Annotated in this window: 16 protein-coding genes and 1 pseudogene; 16 read left to right on the top strand and 1 reads right to left on the bottom strand. The window is 55.3% G+C overall.

Annotation, left to right across the window (positions count from 1 at the left end):
- The first annotated feature begins 2 nt into the window (after nucleotides 1–2).
- The 7 genes from tssK (at nucleotide 3) to tssC (ending at nucleotide 10,104) form a co-directional block, all read left to right on the top strand.
- The gene (tssK, locus tag NR201_RS02710; protein WP_010246132.1) at nucleotides 3–1,346 is read left to right on the top strand and encodes a type VI secretion system baseplate subunit TssK; all 1,344 of its coding nucleotides are present in this window, start codon (nucleotides 3–5) and stop codon (nucleotides 1,344–1,346) included.
- A 14-nt stretch (nucleotides 1,347–1,360) separates the two neighbouring features.
- Nucleotides 1,361–2,599 (top strand): DotU family type VI secretion system protein, encoded by a 1,239-nt coding sequence (locus tag NR201_RS02705; protein WP_010246128.1) that lies wholly within the window; start codon nucleotides 1,361–1,363, stop codon nucleotides 2,597–2,599.
- Between the two features lie 3 nt (nucleotides 2,600–2,602).
- Nucleotides 2,603–6,232 (top strand): type VI secretion system membrane subunit TssM, encoded by a 3,630-nt coding sequence (gene tssM, locus NR201_RS02700; protein ID WP_010246125.1) that lies wholly within the window; start codon nucleotides 2,603–2,605, stop codon nucleotides 6,230–6,232.
- Between the two features lie 14 nt (nucleotides 6,233–6,246).
- The gene (tagF, locus tag NR201_RS02695) at nucleotides 6,247–6,963 is read left to right on the top strand and encodes a type VI secretion system-associated protein TagF (protein WP_010246121.1); all 717 of its coding nucleotides are present in this window, start codon (nucleotides 6,247–6,249) and stop codon (nucleotides 6,961–6,963) included.
- Between the two features lie 16 nt (nucleotides 6,964–6,979).
- Nucleotides 6,980–7,993: a type VI secretion system protein TssA gene (tssA, locus tag NR201_RS02690; RefSeq protein ID WP_031292999.1), complete on the top strand. Its 1,014-nt coding sequence runs from the start codon at nucleotides 6,980–6,982 to the stop codon at nucleotides 7,991–7,993.
- 81 nt (nucleotides 7,994–8,074) lie between these two features.
- Nucleotides 8,075–8,608 carry a type VI secretion system contractile sheath small subunit gene (gene tssB, locus NR201_RS02685; protein ID WP_010246114.1) on the top strand — a complete coding sequence of 178 codons (534 nt, stop codon included), beginning with the start codon at nucleotides 8,075–8,077 and terminating at the stop codon, nucleotides 8,606–8,608.
- Nucleotides 8,605–10,104: a type VI secretion system contractile sheath large subunit gene (gene tssC, locus NR201_RS02680; protein ID WP_010246111.1), complete on the top strand. Its 1,500-nt coding sequence runs from the start codon at nucleotides 8,605–8,607 to the stop codon at nucleotides 10,102–10,104. Before tssB ends, tssC begins: the two co-directional genes overlap by 4 nt.
- A 294-nt stretch (nucleotides 10,105–10,398) precedes the next feature.
- Here tssC and NR201_RS02675 read toward each other — a convergent pair whose 3' ends face one another.
- A complete protein-coding gene (locus tag NR201_RS02675; RefSeq protein ID WP_031592955.1) occupies nucleotides 10,399–10,617 on the bottom strand; it encodes a hypothetical protein in 219 nt (72 codons plus the stop codon).
- Between the two features lie 322 nt (nucleotides 10,618–10,939).
- Between NR201_RS02675 and NR201_RS02670 the strand changes: the two genes are divergently transcribed.
- The 9 genes and pseudogenes from NR201_RS02670 to NR201_RS02630 all read left to right on the top strand — a co-directional run bounded on the left by NR201_RS02670 (nucleotide 10,940) and on the right by NR201_RS02630 (nucleotide 17,523).
- Nucleotides 10,940–11,422, top strand: coding sequence for a type VI secretion system tube protein Hcp (locus tag NR201_RS02670; RefSeq protein ID WP_031592956.1), 483 nt, complete (start codon nucleotides 10,940–10,942; stop codon nucleotides 11,420–11,422).
- Between the two features lie 101 nt (nucleotides 11,423–11,523).
- Complete coding sequence (locus NR201_RS02665) at nucleotides 11,524–12,516, top strand: hypothetical protein (RefSeq protein ID WP_256849353.1); 993 nt, start codon at nucleotides 11,524–11,526, stop codon at nucleotides 12,514–12,516.
- Nucleotides 12,513–12,926 (top strand): hypothetical protein, encoded by a 414-nt coding sequence (locus NR201_RS02660; RefSeq protein ID WP_256849352.1) that lies wholly within the window; start codon nucleotides 12,513–12,515, stop codon nucleotides 12,924–12,926. Before NR201_RS02665 ends, NR201_RS02660 begins: the two co-directional genes overlap by 4 nt.
- 71 nt (nucleotides 12,927–12,997) lie before the next feature.
- Nucleotides 12,998–13,111 (top strand): annotated as a pseudogene (locus NR201_RS02655) (hypothetical protein); the annotation flags it as partial.
- Complete coding sequence (locus NR201_RS02650; RefSeq protein WP_256849351.1) at nucleotides 13,108–13,467, top strand: T6SS amidase immunity protein Tai4 family protein; 360 nt, start codon at nucleotides 13,108–13,110, stop codon at nucleotides 13,465–13,467. The pseudogene NR201_RS02655 and the gene NR201_RS02650, both read left to right, overlap by 4 nt.
- Before the next feature lie 149 nt (nucleotides 13,468–13,616).
- On the top strand, nucleotides 13,617–13,991 hold the full coding sequence (locus NR201_RS02645; RefSeq protein WP_256849350.1) for a hypothetical protein: 375 nt from the start codon (nucleotides 13,617–13,619) through the stop codon (nucleotides 13,989–13,991).
- A gap of 79 nt (nucleotides 13,992–14,070) precedes the next feature.
- Complete coding sequence (locus tag NR201_RS02640; RefSeq protein ID WP_256849349.1) at nucleotides 14,071–14,466, top strand: lysozyme inhibitor LprI family protein; 396 nt, start codon at nucleotides 14,071–14,073, stop codon at nucleotides 14,464–14,466.
- A 397-nt stretch (nucleotides 14,467–14,863) separates the two neighbouring features.
- Nucleotides 14,864–16,735 carry a type VI secretion system-associated FHA domain protein TagH gene (tagH, locus tag NR201_RS02635; RefSeq protein WP_256849348.1) on the top strand — a complete coding sequence of 624 codons (1,872 nt, stop codon included), beginning with the start codon at nucleotides 14,864–14,866 and terminating at the stop codon, nucleotides 16,733–16,735.
- Nucleotides 16,732–17,523: a PP2C family serine/threonine-protein phosphatase gene (locus tag NR201_RS02630; protein ID WP_033779365.1), complete on the top strand. Its 792-nt coding sequence runs from the start codon at nucleotides 16,732–16,734 to the stop codon at nucleotides 17,521–17,523. The genes tagH and NR201_RS02630 overlap by 4 nt, the downstream gene beginning before the upstream one ends.
- Nucleotides 17,524–17,531 lie beyond the last annotated feature (8 nt).

Here is a 17,531-nt window from a genome sequence, read left to right as displayed (position 1 = left end):
CTATGAACAGAGCCGAAAAGGTGGTCTGGACCGAGGGGATGTTTCTGCGTCCTCACCATTTCCAGCAGTCAGAAAATTATCTTCTCAGCACCCTGCGTGAGTGGGGCCAGTCGCAGCGCGCCTATACCTGGGGTTTTTACGATCTGGAGTTCGATGAAGCGCTGCTGCGCCAGGGGAAACTGGCGCTGAGCGCCGCCAGCGGTTGTCTGCCTGACGGCACGTTTTTTGCCTTCAGCCAGCCACAGCACGGTCCGGCCCCGCTTGATCTGCCTGCCTCCGTTGACCGCAGCAAAGTGGTGCTGGCCATTCCGGCACGCCGCAATGGCCGCGAAGCGGTGGCCTTTCAGGAGTCGCAGGATTCTCTGGCGCGCTACCTCGCCTGGGAAGCGGAAGTGGAAGATGACAATGCCCAGGCCGTGGGCAGCGCCACGGTGCAGTTCGGCAAGCTGCGTCTGCGGCTGATGCTGGAACAGGATCTGACCGCCGAGTGGACCGCCATGGGCGTGGCTCAGGTGATTGAAAAACGCAGCGACAACCATATCCGGCTCGACAGTGACTACATCCCGCCGATGCTGACGCTTAACAGCAGCCGTCCGCTGCAAAACATGTTCAACGATCTGCACGGGCTGATCCAGCAACGCAGCCAGCAGCTGAGTCAGCGCGCGCCGGGCACCGGTCGTTTTAACAGCGCGGATATGGTCGATTTTATGCTGCTGGCGCTGCTGAATCGTCAGCTTGGCCTGCACACTCATCTGCAACATCTGCCGCTGTTGCATCCTGAAACGCTCTACAGCCACTGGCTGCAACTGGCGGCGGAGCTCAGTACCTGGACGCCAGCCCGCGCGCCCGATGGCCTGCCGCTCTACGATCATGACGATCTGCACAGCTGTTTTAGCCGCCTGTCACTGCTGCTGCGTCAGGGGCTGTCCCAGGTGATGGAAGAGAGCGCGATTCAGCTGCCGCTGATTCAGCGCTCGCACGGTCTTAACGTCGCGACCGTGCCGGAGAGCAGTATGGTGCATGAGTTTGGCTTTGTGCTGGCGGTGAAAGCCAGCGTGCCAGCCGACACCCTCAAAACCCACTTCCCGGCGCAGATGAAAGTCGCCCCGGTCAGCAAAATTCGCGATCTGGTGCAGTTGCAGTTGCCCGGTCTGGCACTTCGGGCCATGCCCGGCGCGCCGCCGCAGATCCCGTGGCATGCCGGATACAGCTATTTCGAACTGGATAAGAACAGCGAGCTATGGAAAGAGATGGAGCGCTCGGGCGCTTTTGCGCTGCATCTTGCCGGTGAGTTTCCAGGTCTGAACATGGAGTTCTGGGCCATTCGTAGTCAGTCAGAATCATAAACTGAGCACGCAGCATGATGCAGGAACAACAAAAATCACACAGCGATCTTGCGCCGGAGGCCAGTCATCAGAATGTGCTGGTCGCGGCGGCCAACCCCCTGATTAACGCCATTCCTCAAATCCGTCACTCGGTATCACATGAAGACCCGGCGCAGCTGCGTCAGCAGCTGATCGATCAGATTCGGCGCTTCGAGCTGAGCTGCCAGCAGTCAGGCCTGGGCTATGAAGTGATCATCGGTGCGCGATACTGTCTCTGTACCGCGCTGGATGAGGCGGCGGCGCTGACGCCGTGGGGCAGCCGCGGCGTCTGGACCAGCAATGGTCTGCTGGTCACCTTTCACAATGAAACCTGGGGCGGCGAAAAGTTTTTTCAGCTGCTGGCTAAGCTGTCGCAGAACCCAAGACGCCACATTCTGATGCTGGAGTTGATCTACTTCTGCCTGCTGCTGGGGTTCGAAGGACGCTACCGGGTGCTGGACAACGGTCGCTCGCAGCTGGAGACTATCAAACAGCGCCTGCTGCAGATGATCAAAAGCGTGCGTGGCAATTATGCAGCGGCGCTGTCTCCGCATCCCACCGATCAGCCGGTCCTGCGCAAATTGTGGCGGCCAATGATCCCGCTGTGGGCCTGTGCGGCGGTGGCGGGGCTGGCGGCCTGTCTGTTCTACATCGTGCTCAACTGGCGTCTCGGCGATTACACCTCGCCGGTACTGGCCCGTATCTATCAGACGGCGCTGCCGGAAGTGAAGATCGGCAACCCTGCGCCCCCACCGCCCGCCACGCTGAACCTGCGCGCTTTCCTGAAACCGGAAATTGATGCCGGGCTGGTAGCGGTGCGTGACGAAGCGGACCGCAGCGTGGTGACGCTGAAAGGGGACGGACTATTTGCCTCGGCGGCCACCGAGGTGCGCGGACGTTACACCGACGTAATCCAGCGCATCGCTGCCGCCATGAACAATGTCAGCGGCCAGATTCAGGTGATTGGCTACAGCGATAACGTGCCGATCCGCAGTGCCCGCTTCGCCTCCAACTTTGAGCTTTCGCTGGCGCGTGCCCGGTCAGTACAGACCCTGTTGCAACAGCAGCTGGCGCAGCCGTCACGGGTGAAAGCGGAAGGGCGCGGTGAAAGCAATCCGCTGGTGCCTAATAACAGCGCAGAAAATCGCGCACGTAACCGTCGTGTTGAAATTACCCTGCTGGTGGCGCCGGATGCGACGCATGCCGAACTCAACGGCCTGGCGAGAGGGAACTGATCCATGCTGAATATTCTGTTTGCGGTGCTGACCAGCCGCCTCGCGTGGGGCTTTGTCGGCATTACCGCGCTCTCTTTTATCATCTGGGTAATTGGCCCGGTGTTCTCAATCGTCGATTCGCGCCCGCTTGAGCCGGAGCAGAACCGCATTATCAGTATCGCGCTGCTCTATCTGGTATGGGGCTTAGGCCAGGCGATTCCGCGGCTCTATAACATCTGGCTCAATCGCAAGCTGATGTCGAGCCTTGAAACCGGCAAAAGCGATGCGCCGGAAGCCGATCGTCAGCGCCTGACCAGTGAAGAGCAGGTGCTGGCAGGGCGTTTCTCCGAAGCCACTGACATGCTGAAAAAGGCGCACTTCCAGCGCCACAGCAGCAAGGGCACGCCGTTCTGGGCACAGCGCTTTGGCCGTCAGTATCTCTATCAGCTGCCGTGGTACATGATCATTGGCGCGCCCGGTGCCGGTAAAACTACCGCGCTGGTCAACTCGGGCCTGCAGTTTCCGCTGGCAGATAAATTCGGCAAGTCGGCGCTACGCGGCATTGGCGGCACCCGCAACTGCGACTGGTGGTTCACCAATGACGCGGTGCTGCTCGATACCGCCGGGCGCTACAGTACCCAGGAGAGTCAGCAGGAGCGTGATGCCAGCGAATGGCATCATTTTCTCGACCTGCTGCGTAAATATCGCGGACGTCAGCCGATCAACGGCGTCATCGTCACGCTGAGCGTTTCCGACCTGCTGTCGCAGTCGCCCGAGGCGCTGCGTAATCAGGCGCTGGCACTGCGTCAGCGGTTAATGGAGCTGCACGATCGTCTCGGCATCCGTTTCCCGGTCTATGTGCTGGTCACTAAAGCGGACTTGCTCAAAGGGTTCCGCAGCTACTTTGCTTCGCTGGATAAAGCGCAGCGTGAACAAATCTGGGGATTCACCTTTCCCTGGGCGAAGGCGTCCGCCGCCGATTTCGAACTTAATAACCAGTTCCAGCAGGAGTATTCCCTGCTGCAACAGCGTCTGGATGCCGGACTGGCCGATCGGCTGCTGACGGAAAGCGACGCGCAGGCGCGGGCAGAGAGCTATCTCTTCCCGCAGGAGTTTGCGGCGCTGCGGCCGTTGCTGGCAGACGCGCTGGATACGCTGTTTGCCCGCTCCGATTTTGAAACCCAGTTCGCGCCGCGCGGTATCTACTTTGCCAGCGGCACCCAGGAGGGACTGCCGTTTGACCGGGTGATGGGCGAGCTAAACCGCGCACTGAATCTGCCGGGGCAGCAGGCTGGCGAGTCAGGAAGCTGGGATAAGGTCGATAAAGAGTCGCCCATCCCGCAGAACAAAGGGCAGAGCTTCTTCCTGAAAGGGGTGCTGGAAAATGTGATTTTCCAGGAGTCCGGTCTGGCGGGCAGCAACCGCTGGTGGGAGCTGCGCAACCGCGCCGGACTCTGGTCGGGTTATCTGGCGCTGCTGCTGATATTGCTGGTGGCCGGGGCGCTGTGGCTCACCAGCTACAGTAAAAACAAAGCCTATCTGCAGGAGATGGCCGCTAAAGCGCCGCAGGTTGAACAACTGGGCGATCAGCTTCAGCAGCAGGTCAATGGCGATCTCTTTGCGCTGGTGCCTTATCTCAACACTCTGTTGCACCTGCCGGAGAGCGCCGACTTCTCACTGGAAGCACCGCCGCTGACGCGCCGCATGGGGCTTTATCGCGGCACCGAGGTCAGCGATGCCACCCGCGCACTCTACGACAAGGCACTGAAACAGCTGCTGTTGCCGCAGGTGGCGCAGAACATCACCCGCTGGCTGCGTAATGACAACGGCAGTGATGCTGACTACAGCTATGAAGCGCTGAAGGCGTATCAGATGCTCTATCAGCCAAAGCACTACGATGGCAAATTCCTGCAGGCGTGGCTGATGCTCAACCTGTCACGCGAACTGCCGCAGAACGTCACCCAGCAGCAGGTGAAACAGCTGGCGTGGCACCTGCAACAGTTGCTGGAGACGCAGATTCACTCGTCGCCGTATGCGAAGGATGAAGCGCTGGTAAAGCGCGAGCAGGCGCTGATTAATCAGATGCCGCTGTCACAGCGCGTCTATGGACGGCTGAAGCGCCTGCTGCAACGCGATGACAGCCTGCAGCCGGTGACGCTGGCGGCGCTGGGTGGTCCCCAGAGCGAGCTGGTGTTTTCCCGCAAAAGCGGTAAATCGGTCAATGACGGTGTGGCGGGTCTCTATACGCCGGATGGCTACTGGCAGCACGTGGATAAGCAGATTGCCCCGGTGACCCAGGCGTTGTATCAGGACGATCTCTGGGTGCTGGGCGGCGCGGCGCCGCAGCAGAAAAGTGAGCAGACGGATCTTGCGGTGCGCCAGCTCTACGTGCAGGACTACATCCGCCAGTGGGAGCAGTTCCTCAGCGATATTCAGCTCAACAGCAGCGCCGATCTGTCGCAACGCATCAACACCGCCCGTTTGCTGTCGGGCAACCATTCGCCGCTGCGCCAGCTGGTGATCAACCTCGGTGGTCTGCTGACGCTGAACCGGGCGCAACCAGATGAGAAAACCGCGCAGGCAGCAAAGCCGTCGGATAACAGCGCCACCCGCACCCTTGAAGCGCTGTTTACCTCGCCCGAGGCCAGTGCCGCGCGCGGACAGGCCGCTACCCAGGCATCCCCGGAGCAGGCCGTCGCGCTGCACTTTGCGCCGGTTCTGGAGCTGGCCCAGCCGCTGCAACAGGGCAGTAAGGTGCTGGCGGTGGATGACTTCCTGCATCAGATTGACGATCTCTATCGCTACCTCACCGCCGTGCAGGATGCGGCGAACAGCGGGATGCCGCCACCGGCCAGCGATGCCATCAGTCGTCTGCAGGCCAGTGCCGGCCGTCTGCCGGGTTCATTGCAGAACATGGTTTCCAGCATGGCGGTGGGTGCCAGCAGCGACGCACAGCGCCGCGATATGGATAACGTCCGCAAACGCATCACCATGGAAGTGGGCAGTTTCTGCCGCCAGGCGATCGCCGGTCGTTATCCGCTGGTTCGCTCTGCGCGCAGTGAGGTCACACCAGACGATCTGGCGCGGATGTTTGCACCCGGCAGCGGCATGATGGACAGCTTCTTCCGCGACAACCTGGCCAGCAAAGTCGACACCACCAACGCGGCGTGGCGCTTTACGCCGGGCATTGACGGTAAAACCCTGCCGGGAGGCGAAGCCCTGCTGCGGCCCTTCCAGCAGGCGCAGTCAATCCGCGATGCCTTCTTTGCCAACGGTGCGACCACGCCCGGCTTCCGCGTCACGCTGCGCACGGTAAAAATGGATAACGACATCCTTAACCTGACGCTGGATGTGGATGGGCAGATCTTACGCTACAGCCACGGACCGCAGGCGGTACAGATGGTCAGCTGGCCCGGCCCCGGCGGCACCAGCCAGGTGCGGATGCAGCTGGGTCTGACCAACGGCACCACCTCCACGCTGGTCACCAGCGGTCCCTGGGCGCTCAATCGCTTCTTTGACCGCGCCCGGCTGACAGCGGCAGGCGGCCTGACCCGCGAAGCGAGTTTCAGCGTGGACGGTCATCAGGTCACGCTGTCGTTCACCCCTGGCAGCATTCGTAACCCGTTCCAGCTTCCCGGCTTTAGCTGCCCCTGAAACAGGACCCGACAATGACTCATTACGCTGCACCCTGCTGGTACGGCAAAGTGCCCAGCGCGGGTGACTTTGTGAAGCGCCGCTTCCCGGACGTGCTCTATCGCCAATGGTCCAGCTGGTTTCAGGTGGGCCTGCATCACTGGCAGAGCAGTCAGGAGAGTGATAACGCCCCGTCGCGCCCGTTCCTTAACGCGCCGGTCTGGAATTTTGTGGTGCCGCCGATGCTGGGCAGCCAGCTGATTCAGATGGGCTGCCTGATTGCCGCGCGTGACAGCGTGGGCCGTAACTACCCACTCTGCGCACTGCGCCACTTCACGCCCGCCGAGTGGTCGCCAGCCCTGCTGGCGCGCTCCGGCGAGTGGTATCAGCAGGTGGGCAACACGCTGCTGCGGGTGGTGCAGGGCGGCGGGTCACCGGAGCAGCTGGATCAGGCGCTGATCAGCATTCCTCAGCCGCAGCCGCCGCAGGAGTCGGACGAGACGTCAGACATTCTCAACGTCATCGGGCATGGCGATACCCCTTCGACGCTGAACTGGACACTGCCGGGCGAGAACTTCGACCCGCAGTTCTACACCAGTTTCTGGTGGACCAATCAAAGCGACGGTTTCCCGCTTTATACCCAGGTCCACAGCGGTAATTTTACCGCCCAGCTCTTTTCATTGCTGTTTGATCCGGCCGGTGGGGCAAAGCCGGGACGAAACGGACTTTATCCCCCGATGTTTGAATCCTGAGGCGACACGCATGACGATGAATACAGAGGCTCTGCTGGCTCCGGTCAGCGAGGACAATCCCGGCGGCGATAACCTGGAGTACCACGCTGATTTTCAGGCGATGGAGCAGGCCAGCGCCGGTAAAGCGGAGCAGCAGTTTGGCAATACCATCATTCCGGCAGAGCCGGCCGACTGGAACAGAGTCGAGAAGCTGGCGATAGCGCTGCTGGCGCGCAGCAAAGATTTGCGGGTAATGCTGGCGCTGACCCACGCCTGGACCGAACTGAAAGGGCTGCCGGGCTATGCCCAGGGCCTGAAGCTGATTGAACAGGCGTTGTTGCTCTACTGGGAGCCGCTGTGGCCCCGGCTGGAGGAGTTCGGCGAGCAGGATCCCTTCTACCGCATTAATGCGCTGGCGCTGCTGGGTGACAAAACCGATCTGAGCGGCGCGGTACGTCAGTGCTGGCTGCTGCGCTATCCCTCTGACGGCATCACGCTGCGCGATGCGGCCGCCCTGTGCGACGGCAGTAAAACCGAAGTCGCGGACTATCCTGGCGGCCTGCCGCGTCTGATCGACGAACTGGCGCGCGGCGACCAGCCTGGTATTGAGGCGGTGCTGCAGATTCATGAGCGGCTGCAGACCATCTGCGAAACCGTGACCGAACGACTGGGCGAAGCCGCGGTGCCGGAGCTCACACAGCTGCGCAGACAGATTGCGCTGATCGCTGAACGTTGCCAGGCCACCGATCTCAATGCGCTGATCCCCACAGCCGCCGTGGAACAGCCCGCAGAAACCGCGGCATCGCCTGCACCAGCCAGCCCGCGCGCTGCCGCTGACTGGCGCACGGTGCAGATCAGTTCCCGCGCCGACGCGCAGCTGATGCTGGAGAAAGTGAAGCTCTACTTCACCCAGCATGAGCCGAGTCATCCGGCCCCGCTGATGATCGACCGTGTACAGCGCTTAATCGAGCGCGACTTTCTGGAGATCATCCGCGAACTGGCACCCGACGGCGTACATCAGCTGGAAACCATTTTCGGACGTCGCGATTAAGCAGGCGTGACGCACACACACTCAGCGGGACCTGCGCGCCTGCTGTGACACTTTATCCGCGCATCATGTATGGAGAAAACCATGGCAACAAGCAAATCCAGTGGGCAGAAGTTCATTGCCCGCAATCGCGCGCCTCGCGTTCAGATTGAGTATGACGTGGAAATTTATGGCGCGGAACGCAAAATCCAGCTCCCGTTTGTAATGGGCGTGCTGGCGGATCTGGTGGGTAAACCGCTGGAGCCACAGCCAGGCATTGATGATCGTAAATTCATGGAAATCGACATCGACAACTTCGATGAGCGCATGAAAGCACTGAAGCCGCGCGCCGCGTTCCAGGTAGACAATACCCTGAATGGCGAAGGCAAGCTGAACATCGATCTGACCTTTGACAGCATGGATGACTTTTCGCCGGACGCGGTGGCCCGCAACGTGGAGCCGCTGAGCAAGCTGCTGGAAGCGCGTACCCAGCTGGCAAACCTGCTGACCTATATGGATGGCAAAAACGGCGCGGAAGAGCTGATTGGTAAGGTGCTGCAGGATCCTACGCTGCTGCAGGCCCTGACCCATCTGCCAAAGCAGGATGAGGCCACTGAAGGTAAGGAGCCGCAGGCATGACGCAGACTTCACAACAACCGCAGTCGCAGGGCGCAGCCAGTTTCAGTCAGGATGAGTTCAGCGCGCTGCTGAATAAAGAGTTCCGGCCAAAAAGCGATCAGGCGCGTGCCGCGGTCGAAAGCGCGGTGAAAACCCTGGCGCAGCAGGCGCTGGAGAACACCGTTACCGTCTCCAGCGATGCCTATCGCACCATTCAGGCGCTGATCGCGGAGATCGACGAAAAGCTGTCGCAGCAGGTGAACCAGATTATTCACCATCCGGAGTTTCAGTCGCTGGAAAGCGCCTGGCGTGGCCTGAGCTATCTGGTGAACAACACTGAAACTGACGAGATGCTGAAAATCCGCTTTATGAGCATCTCCAAGCAGGAGCTGGGTCGTACTCTGAAGCGTTACAAGGGTGCCGGCTGGGATCAAAGCCCGCTGTTCAAGAAAATTTATGAACAAGAGTATGGTCAGTTCGGTGGCGAGCCGTTTGGCTGCTTGGTGGGCGACTACTACTTTGACCACAGCCCGCAGGATGTTGAGCTGCTGGGTGAGATGGCACGTATCGGCTCAGCCGCGCACTGTCCGTTTATCACCGGCACCGCGCCCGAAGTGATGCAGATGGAGTCCTGGCAGGAGCTGGCGAATCCACGCGATCTGACCAAAATCTTCCAGAACACTGAATATGCTGCCTGGCGCAGCTTGCGTGAGTCGGAAGATGCACGCTATCTGGGTCTGGTGATGCCGCGCTTCCTGGCGCGTCTGCCTTACGGCATCCGTACCAACCCGGTCGACAGCTTTGACTTTGAAGAGCAGACCGATGGTTCCGATCATGGCAACTATACGTGGAGCAATGCGGCTTACGCGATGGCCGCCAACATCAACCGCTCCTTCAAAGAGTATGGCTGGTGCACCGCAATACGCGGCGTGGAGTCGGGTGGGGCAGTGGAAAATCTGCCGTGCCACACCTTCCCGAGCGACGACGGCGGCGTGGATATGAAGTGCCCGACCGAAATCGCCATCAGCGATCGTCGTGAAGCCGAACTGGCGAAAAATGGTTTTATGCCGCTGGTACATCGCAAAAACTCTGACTTCGCTGCCTTTATTGGTGCGCAGTCACTGCAGAAGCCGATGGAGTATCACGACGCTGATGCCACCGCCAATGCCCGTCTGGCCGCGCGTCTTCCTTACCTGTTCGCCTGCTGCCGTTTCGCGCACTACCTGAAGTGCATCGTGCGCGACAAAATCGGCTCCTTCCGTGAGCGTGATGAAATGGAACGCTGGCTGAACGACTGGGTGATGAACTATGTCGATGGCGATCCGGCTAACTCCTCGCAGGAGACCAAGTCACGCAAGCCGCTGGCGGCTGCCGAGGTGAATGTGGAAGAGCAGGAGGATAATCCTGGCTATTACTCCGCGAAATTCTTCCTGCGTCCGCACTACCAGCTGGAAGGTCTGACGGTTTCTCTGCGTCTGGTCTCTAAGCTGCCGTCGCTGAAAAATGATAATGCGTAAGGGCTGATTCGCAGGGTTATCAGGCGCGAAAGGGTTTTGCGCCTGATGCCTGATAGAAAGGTTGCTGAGGTAAAAGTCAGGGAGGATGACAGGATGCTTAAAAAGTCAGCTCTGCACCTGCTGCATTATCTTCTGGTATTTATTTCTTCTCTTATTTTAATAATCTGTGCAGGTTCTTAGCTTTTCTCACTGGAGTATTGTAGTGCGAGGAAAAATTGTTAACGCAGTTCTGGTTAATGTTTCTATGGATGGCGTCAATATCGCTTTATGCCGTAGCAGAAAAGTTGAAGCAAATTAATTAACCGGCTTTCTGCGCGCTATTTTAATTAAAATAAAAACAAAGGCCAGGCAGACAGCGGTAAAGAGAATTTTACCGGCAATGAGACCGGAAGAAGAGAGAGTAAATTCTTCATAGCGAGCAACCAGATATATCGAACCAATAATATCAGCGATGGCGTAAAGAGAGAGCAGCGACAACACGACTATCAGGAAAAGTGAGATGATCTTTTTCATGTTCATTCCTTCTGTGAACTTTTTAAGCGCCTGCCTACTATAAACTATCGGCCAGGATTCTGTCTATGAAATGACCACCTGAAAGCGCGGGATGCAGCAGGGTATCAGGTTATCGATGTTGGCCTCGCCATGAAAAACGCATACTGATTTTTGCCTGGTTAAATAACTGGCAATACGACGTCTGAAATATGGTTTATGACGATATTTCAGAAGCAAGGCAAAGGTAAAATATGGACTGTTTTATTCAGCCCCATGCTTTTCTTTTTGCCATATCCTTGCTTTTTTGAAAGCAATAATCTCAACCAATAAAGAGTGAAAGATAATGGCTATTGATATGTTTATGAAGGTTGACGGAGTCACCGGCGAGTCTAAAGACTCTAACCACTCTGGCTGGACTGATATCACCTCTTTCTCATGGGGTGCTTCTCAGCCAGGTAATATGTCTGTTGGCGGCGGCGGCGGCGCCGGTAAGGTTAACTTCAACGACCTGCACGTCAATGCACTGATCGACAAATCCACCACGGCGTTGCTGAAGAACTGCGCAAGCGGTAAACACCTCGCTAAAGTTGAACTCTCAATCTGTAAAGCAGGTGGCTCTCAGGTTGAGTATGCACGCATTACCCTGGAAGACGTTCTGGTGACCGCTGTGAATTACAATGGCTCCGACAACGGCGACACCCTGGGAATGACCTACTCCTTCCAGGCTTCTAAAGTGAAGCAGCAGTACTGGGAGCAGAGTTCTTCCGGCGGCAAAGGCGCAGAGAGCAGCGCCGGCTGGGACATCAAAGGCAACAAAGAAGCGTAATAAAATACGCCTCCGAACAGGAGGCGTATTTTCATGAACATCGAACGATATGGATGCAGTAGTTATACGTTTCAAACATTTAATTGCAAAAGGAGGTTTTTATGGCTGAAAGAAATCCAATTGAGCCTGGGTTTTGCGTTGTCCAGCGTCCGGGAAGACTGACTGAGCAGGCAATGTGGCTCTATGGCACGCGCAATATGTCTGCCGCAGACTACTTTTTGCAATTAAATGCCGATGTTGCATGGGCTAAACCAGGTCAGATTTTGATAGTTGCCGATCCGAATGGTAACAATCATCCTGCAGCCATGCGCACTCTGGAAGAGGCTAAATCCAGAACCAATAATAGTGTCACTCATTTGACCGTTGATGAGGCTGATTTCTTCAACCGCCATTATGCTTCCATTGCTGCCATTACCAATTTTATGGATAAAGCCTCAGGTCTTATAGGCGATGCGGGAGAAAAATATTTTAACGAAATTGGCAAGAAACTCGTTGCTATTGAAACCGCCTACCGTAACCAATACCTGACATCAGGAACATTGTTTGGGCAACAGTTTTTTATCGAGCGCCGACGGTTGTTTGGTGAACTTGAATTGCTGTTGAACCGTTTATCCCGACTCGTTTTAAACCTGCGGCCCTATGACAAGATCAAACATGCATTAAACCTTTCCAGTTCCTCAATCATTCATGACTGGGAAACTGCGGGAACCGCCACAATACGGGGTTACTCGACCTATGTAGATTGTGCAGCCAGAGCTGCAAAATTTATGAAAATGGGTGGATGGGTTTCGATAGGATTTAGTGCTGTGAATACAACTAATGAGGTTTATCACAGCTGTACGAAAGAAAGAGAAGGTGAATGCTCTAAAGTGGCGGTTAAAGAGTATTCTAAGTTTGCAGCAAGCACGACTGCAGCTATCTTAGGGGGTGCGGCATCTGCAACCCTCGCAACATCTGCATGCGTAGCACTGGGAGTTGCAACCGGAGGCATAGGTGCGTTAGCTTGTGGAATAGTCGGATCCGCTGTAGGCGGTTATGGCTCTGCTAAGTTGGGTGAAAAAGGGGCAGGTATTTTGATGGATAAAATTTTATGAGTTTGTATGAATTTTTTATGTATGGCAGTTTAATTTTATCTGTGTTGGTTATTCTTCTGCATGTCTACGCTGCGTGGTTCTTTAGAATTAATAAAAAAGCGTATCAGGATTTTATCAATCGTTATCAGAGTGCTGGATTGCAATTAGATTTGACTACGAAAGTTGCAAATCATTTAGGTTTTTATGCTAACTATCAAAAAATAGCATTTTTCATGAATCTCAGAAAGGGGCGGAAAATGCGCTTTTCTAAAACGGAAAATGTCAGCGCTAAGGCCTATGATTTTGTACAGAAACAACCCAAAGAAAATATGGTGTGGATGGAAAAGACACTCAATCTTTACCAGCTTACATTTATTTTGACATTTACCTGGGCTGTTTTTATGGCAATTTTCGTTTATGCATATAATTGAAGTTATTAATAAGTTTTTATAACCACTCAGTACTTAACTATGTTGATGGAAATGGCTGCATCAAAGCCTGAGGGCACGTGACACTCTGGAATATCAATATCTGCTCTGATACCTGTCACTTCCTGGGTGGCGCAGAAAATGGTGGTTTTGTTCCTGATGTTGCCTCCCTGTGGATACTGAAATGAAAAAATTCCTGATGTTATTTGCTCTGACTTTATCTCCTGCGGCGCTGGCGATAACGCCACCGGCGCCAGACTCCTTTAAGCAACCGGAGATTTTCAGCAACTGGCTTCTGAACCGTTGTGCAGGAAAAGCTGCGACTGACAAGGCTTTCACCGATGATGCATTTAAAAGCGCGTCAGCCTGGTTAGAGGTAAGTCATCTCCCTGTTGAAGCATTCAGTGATGGTGATAAGTTAATCAATGCGTATCTGAAGATGAACCTGACTGGCTCGGTCACAGGAAACTTCAATATGATGAAATGCACGTTGCTTTCCCAAGGTCAGGATGCCGAGGCGCTCTACAATAAGTATAAGAAATAGCGTTTATTTTTAGGGGAATTAAAAGTTGATGCAGCGCTAAACATCAGCAGCGAATTTTCAAAAGAGAATATGTTTAGTTAAATGAAGCCGATAATTAAACCTGTAGTTGAGCAGTATAATGTAAATTACTCTTATACGGAACTTGCCACATGATGAAGAAAGTAAGTCATTTGATTATGATAGTGCTTTTAGTTTCACCTTCATTTGTTTTGGCGAAGTCAGTTTCACACTTTGAAGGAAAAATATTCAAAGCGGATATTGAATATGGTTGTGATGAAGGAAACGTCACCTGTGATGATGTTTCGCTTAAGTCAACCAGAGTAAAAGACAATTCATCGATATCTCTTAAAGGTGAAACGATAAATTCAAATTGTCCTGACGTCTGCGACTTCCGGGGTTATCGCTTTACCAACGGCCAGTATGATTATTCTTTTTATCCAAGCCAGAATGGCAACGGCCTCTGGGATTATATCGTTACCTTTAAAAGTAAAGTTATTGCTCGGGATCTTGGGGTGATTAAATAACATCGTTTATAAAAATTATTGCATATTGATTCTGCACTTGTTCTCAGACATAGGTGTGTTATTTCAGGTGAGGTTTTTAATGAGAACTTATTTTTCTTTGTTGCTGTGTGTCTCAGTTATTTACGTTCCCCTCGTCCACGCGATGAGTGATTGCTCAAAGGGAAATAACGTTCAGGAAGTTAATGAATGTGCAGAAAAAAATAAAACAGAGTCAGAGCTGAATTTAAATAAAGAGTACAAGGCTGCGAAGGCTCGAATTGAGAAAATTTATAAGGGCCATGGTGAGGAGTCAAGCCAGTACAGAAGCGCCTTTGTTGATACTCAGCGTAACTGGCTTAAATACCGTGATAGTCAGTGCGGTCTTGAAGCCTATGCCGCTGAACAAGGCAGCGATGCTTATGTGAGTGCCATAAATTTCTGTATTGACCGTCTCGATCAGGAACGCACCGCGATTCTGAAGCAGTTGCCTTATTGATTATGCCTCTGGCTCATTTCTTTCCCGGCCTGACACACTCTTTATAGTGGATGGTGAATGTTGTGGTGCAGTATCAGGCCAAAGCCTTATTGCCACCAGATGATCTTGTTTAAATGAAATTCATACAGGCCAATCATTTTTTATTTATATAAAATCAATGCCTATTCTTTTCCGTATTAACGTTATGCCATTTTAATTCGAAAAATTTATAAGCTGTAATGCAATGCATTTAATTTATTAAGCAGTTGCTCTGTTAATTTAATTAATAAATTTATCGCCACTATTATTTAAGATAAAAACAACTCCCAAAATTAAAACCTCCCGCTCCCTATACCCCGCGCTTTTCCCCGAGAGGTGCGCGGTATAGATGCCGAACCGCTAACCGCAGGAATCCGTTATGCGCTTTACGATAATAACGACTAAACCCGGCCAACAGCCGCCGCAAACTCATTGTGATTTCTTCCCGCCCGGCGGCACCATTGGTCGTGGTGTGGATAATAATCTGGTGCTGCCGGATGACGATCGCACACTCTCCCGCCTGCAGGCGATTGTGCACATCACGGCAAATGGCGAATGTCGCCTGACCAACCGTGGCAATGTGACGCGCGTGTTACTCAACGATATTCCGCTGGAACGCGGACGTCAGGTTGAGCTGCAGGATGGAGACATACTGGGCATCGATGATTACCAATTGCTGGTCAGCGATCTCAACAGTGCGCAGCAGCCGCAGAGTGAAAGGGCTGTTCCGCGTCCTGAGCCGGTGCAGTCCGTAGCACCCGCTCGCGAACCGGCAGCGGAAAAAGCCAGCACCACCGCCGCCATTCCCAGCGAAATCTGGGACAGCCTGGCGAAAGAGTTTTCGATTTCGGACGATCTCTCTAAACGCAAAGCTGCGCCAGAGATGCCTGAGGCCCATCCGCTGACTGCGCCCGCTCGTCCTGACCGAAATCCGGAAGATCCGCTGGCTCAGCTGATTAACGATGCGCCGCTGGATTATGGGCAGCAGCCAAAAAACAGCAGCCTGTTTGATGAAGGCGATGCGCTGTTCGGGCAGCAGAGTATTTTTGACGACCGGACGCCAAGCACGCTGTCTGCTCAGCAAAACACGGCGCCACCGCAGGCTGAAACGCCTGCCGCTGAACTTGATCCGCTGAGCCTGTTTGACGGCGAGAGCAGCACGGATGCGCGCAACCATGATGATCCGCTGGGTCTATTGATGGGCAACGCGGTGCCGCTGGCGCAGCCGGAGCTGACGACGCCGAAACCGGCCACGTTGCATGTGCCACCTCAACCGGTGGCAAAAAATGAGCCGATGGCCGCACGTCCATCGGAGCAGGATCCCGCCAGCCTGACCGACACCGATCACTCACCGCTGTTCAGCTTCGACGAATCACAGCATGAGACTCACAGCCAGCCTCACCCTGAGGCACAGCAGCAGACACCGCTGATTGACGAGGAACTGCCCGGCCAGTCTGACGCGGTAAATCCACAGATCGATTACGGCGGAATTACGCTGCCCACGCCGCAGGCGGTACAGCGTACGCCATCCCCGACGCCGAAAGGGCGGTTGCGCATCGATCCCGTAGCTTCCGGTCGCCATCATGCCGCCGCTGCGCACCCGACGACACCCAGCGAAAGCAGCGGTGATGCCCTCAAGGGCGAACTACTGGATGCGTTGCTGGAGGGAATGGGTCTGCGCGACCTGCAGCCGACGCCGCAATTTGACCGTGAGCAAATGCTGCAATTCGGGCAGATGCTGAGCATGTTTTCGCAGGGCACGGTGGCGCTGCTCTCATCGCGTTCGATCCTCAAGCGCGGGGTAAAGGCTGACATGACGGTGATCCTCGACGACGCCAACAACCCGTTCAAGCTACTGCCTTCGGGCAAAACCGTCTTAATGCAGATGTTTGGCAGCCGGATGCCGGGCTTTATGCCGCCGCGTCAGGCTGTGCGTGATGCGCTGATCGATCTGCAGGCGCACCAGCTGGGCATGATCGCCGGTATCCGCGCCATCATCGCCTCAATGCTGCAATCCTTTAACCCGGAGCAGCTGGAGGAGGAGGCGCGTCAGGCGGGATCGGTGTCACGTATCGGCCTGCCGGGCAGCCGTAAAGCGGCGCTCTGGGAGCATTTTGTTGAGCGCTACGGCGAGACGGCAGGCGAGATCGAAGACGATTTCCACACCCTGTTCGGCGAAGCGTTCCTGCACGCCTATGACCTGGAAGTTAATCAGTACAAAGACTCACAAACCCACACGGATGACGCATGAATATCACTATTGCCTCGACGTCGAATCAGGGCGATCGCGCCAGTAACCAGGATCAGATCGGTGATGTCATCGGTAAGCGCTCGGCCTGCTTTGTGGTCTGCGACGGTGTGGCCGGATTTCCCGGCGGGGACATCGCGGCATCGATTGCCCGCAGCAGCCTGCTGCAGGCGTTTGATGGCGATGCGCATCTCAATGCGCAGTCGATTCGTAACTACGTCAATCAGGCGAATCACGCCATCCGTCAGCAGCAGAAAGCCAGCAGCGAACACAGCCGGATGGGCACTACGCTGGTCAGCCTGTTTATTGACCGCGACTACCATCTGGCCTGCTGGGCCCATGCAGGCGACAGCCGCCTCTATCTGTTCCGTCGCGGCTATCTCTATCTCGTGACCACCGACCACAGCCTGGTGCAGCAGATGAAAGATGCCGGACATCGCACCGAAGGCATCAACAGCAATCTGCTCTATTTTGCGCTGGGGATGGGCGATGAGCAGCGCGACGCCAGCTACAGCGAGGTGGTCGGGATTGAAGATGGCGACGCCTTTTTACTCTGTACCGATGGTTTCTGGCACGGCGTGACGCTGGAACAGATGCAGCAGTCGCTGCACATGGTGAATACGCCGGAAGAGTGGCTGACGCTGATGCAGCAAATCATCAGGAACGATCAGCCGGATCAGGGGCAGCAGGATAATTTCAGTGCGCTGGCCGTCTGGATTGGATCACCTCAGGACACCACCTTGCTGCACTCGCTCTCTGAAGCGGCGCAGTTCTTCCCTCTGCGAGATTGAGAACGCCA

The sequence above is a fragment of the Pantoea sp. Fr-CA_6 genome (genome assembly GCF_024520895.1).
Classification (GTDB): domain Bacteria; phylum Pseudomonadota; class Gammaproteobacteria; order Enterobacterales; family Enterobacteriaceae; genus Pantoea; species Pantoea agglomerans.
This window is presented reverse-complemented; position numbering and strand designations above follow the sequence as displayed.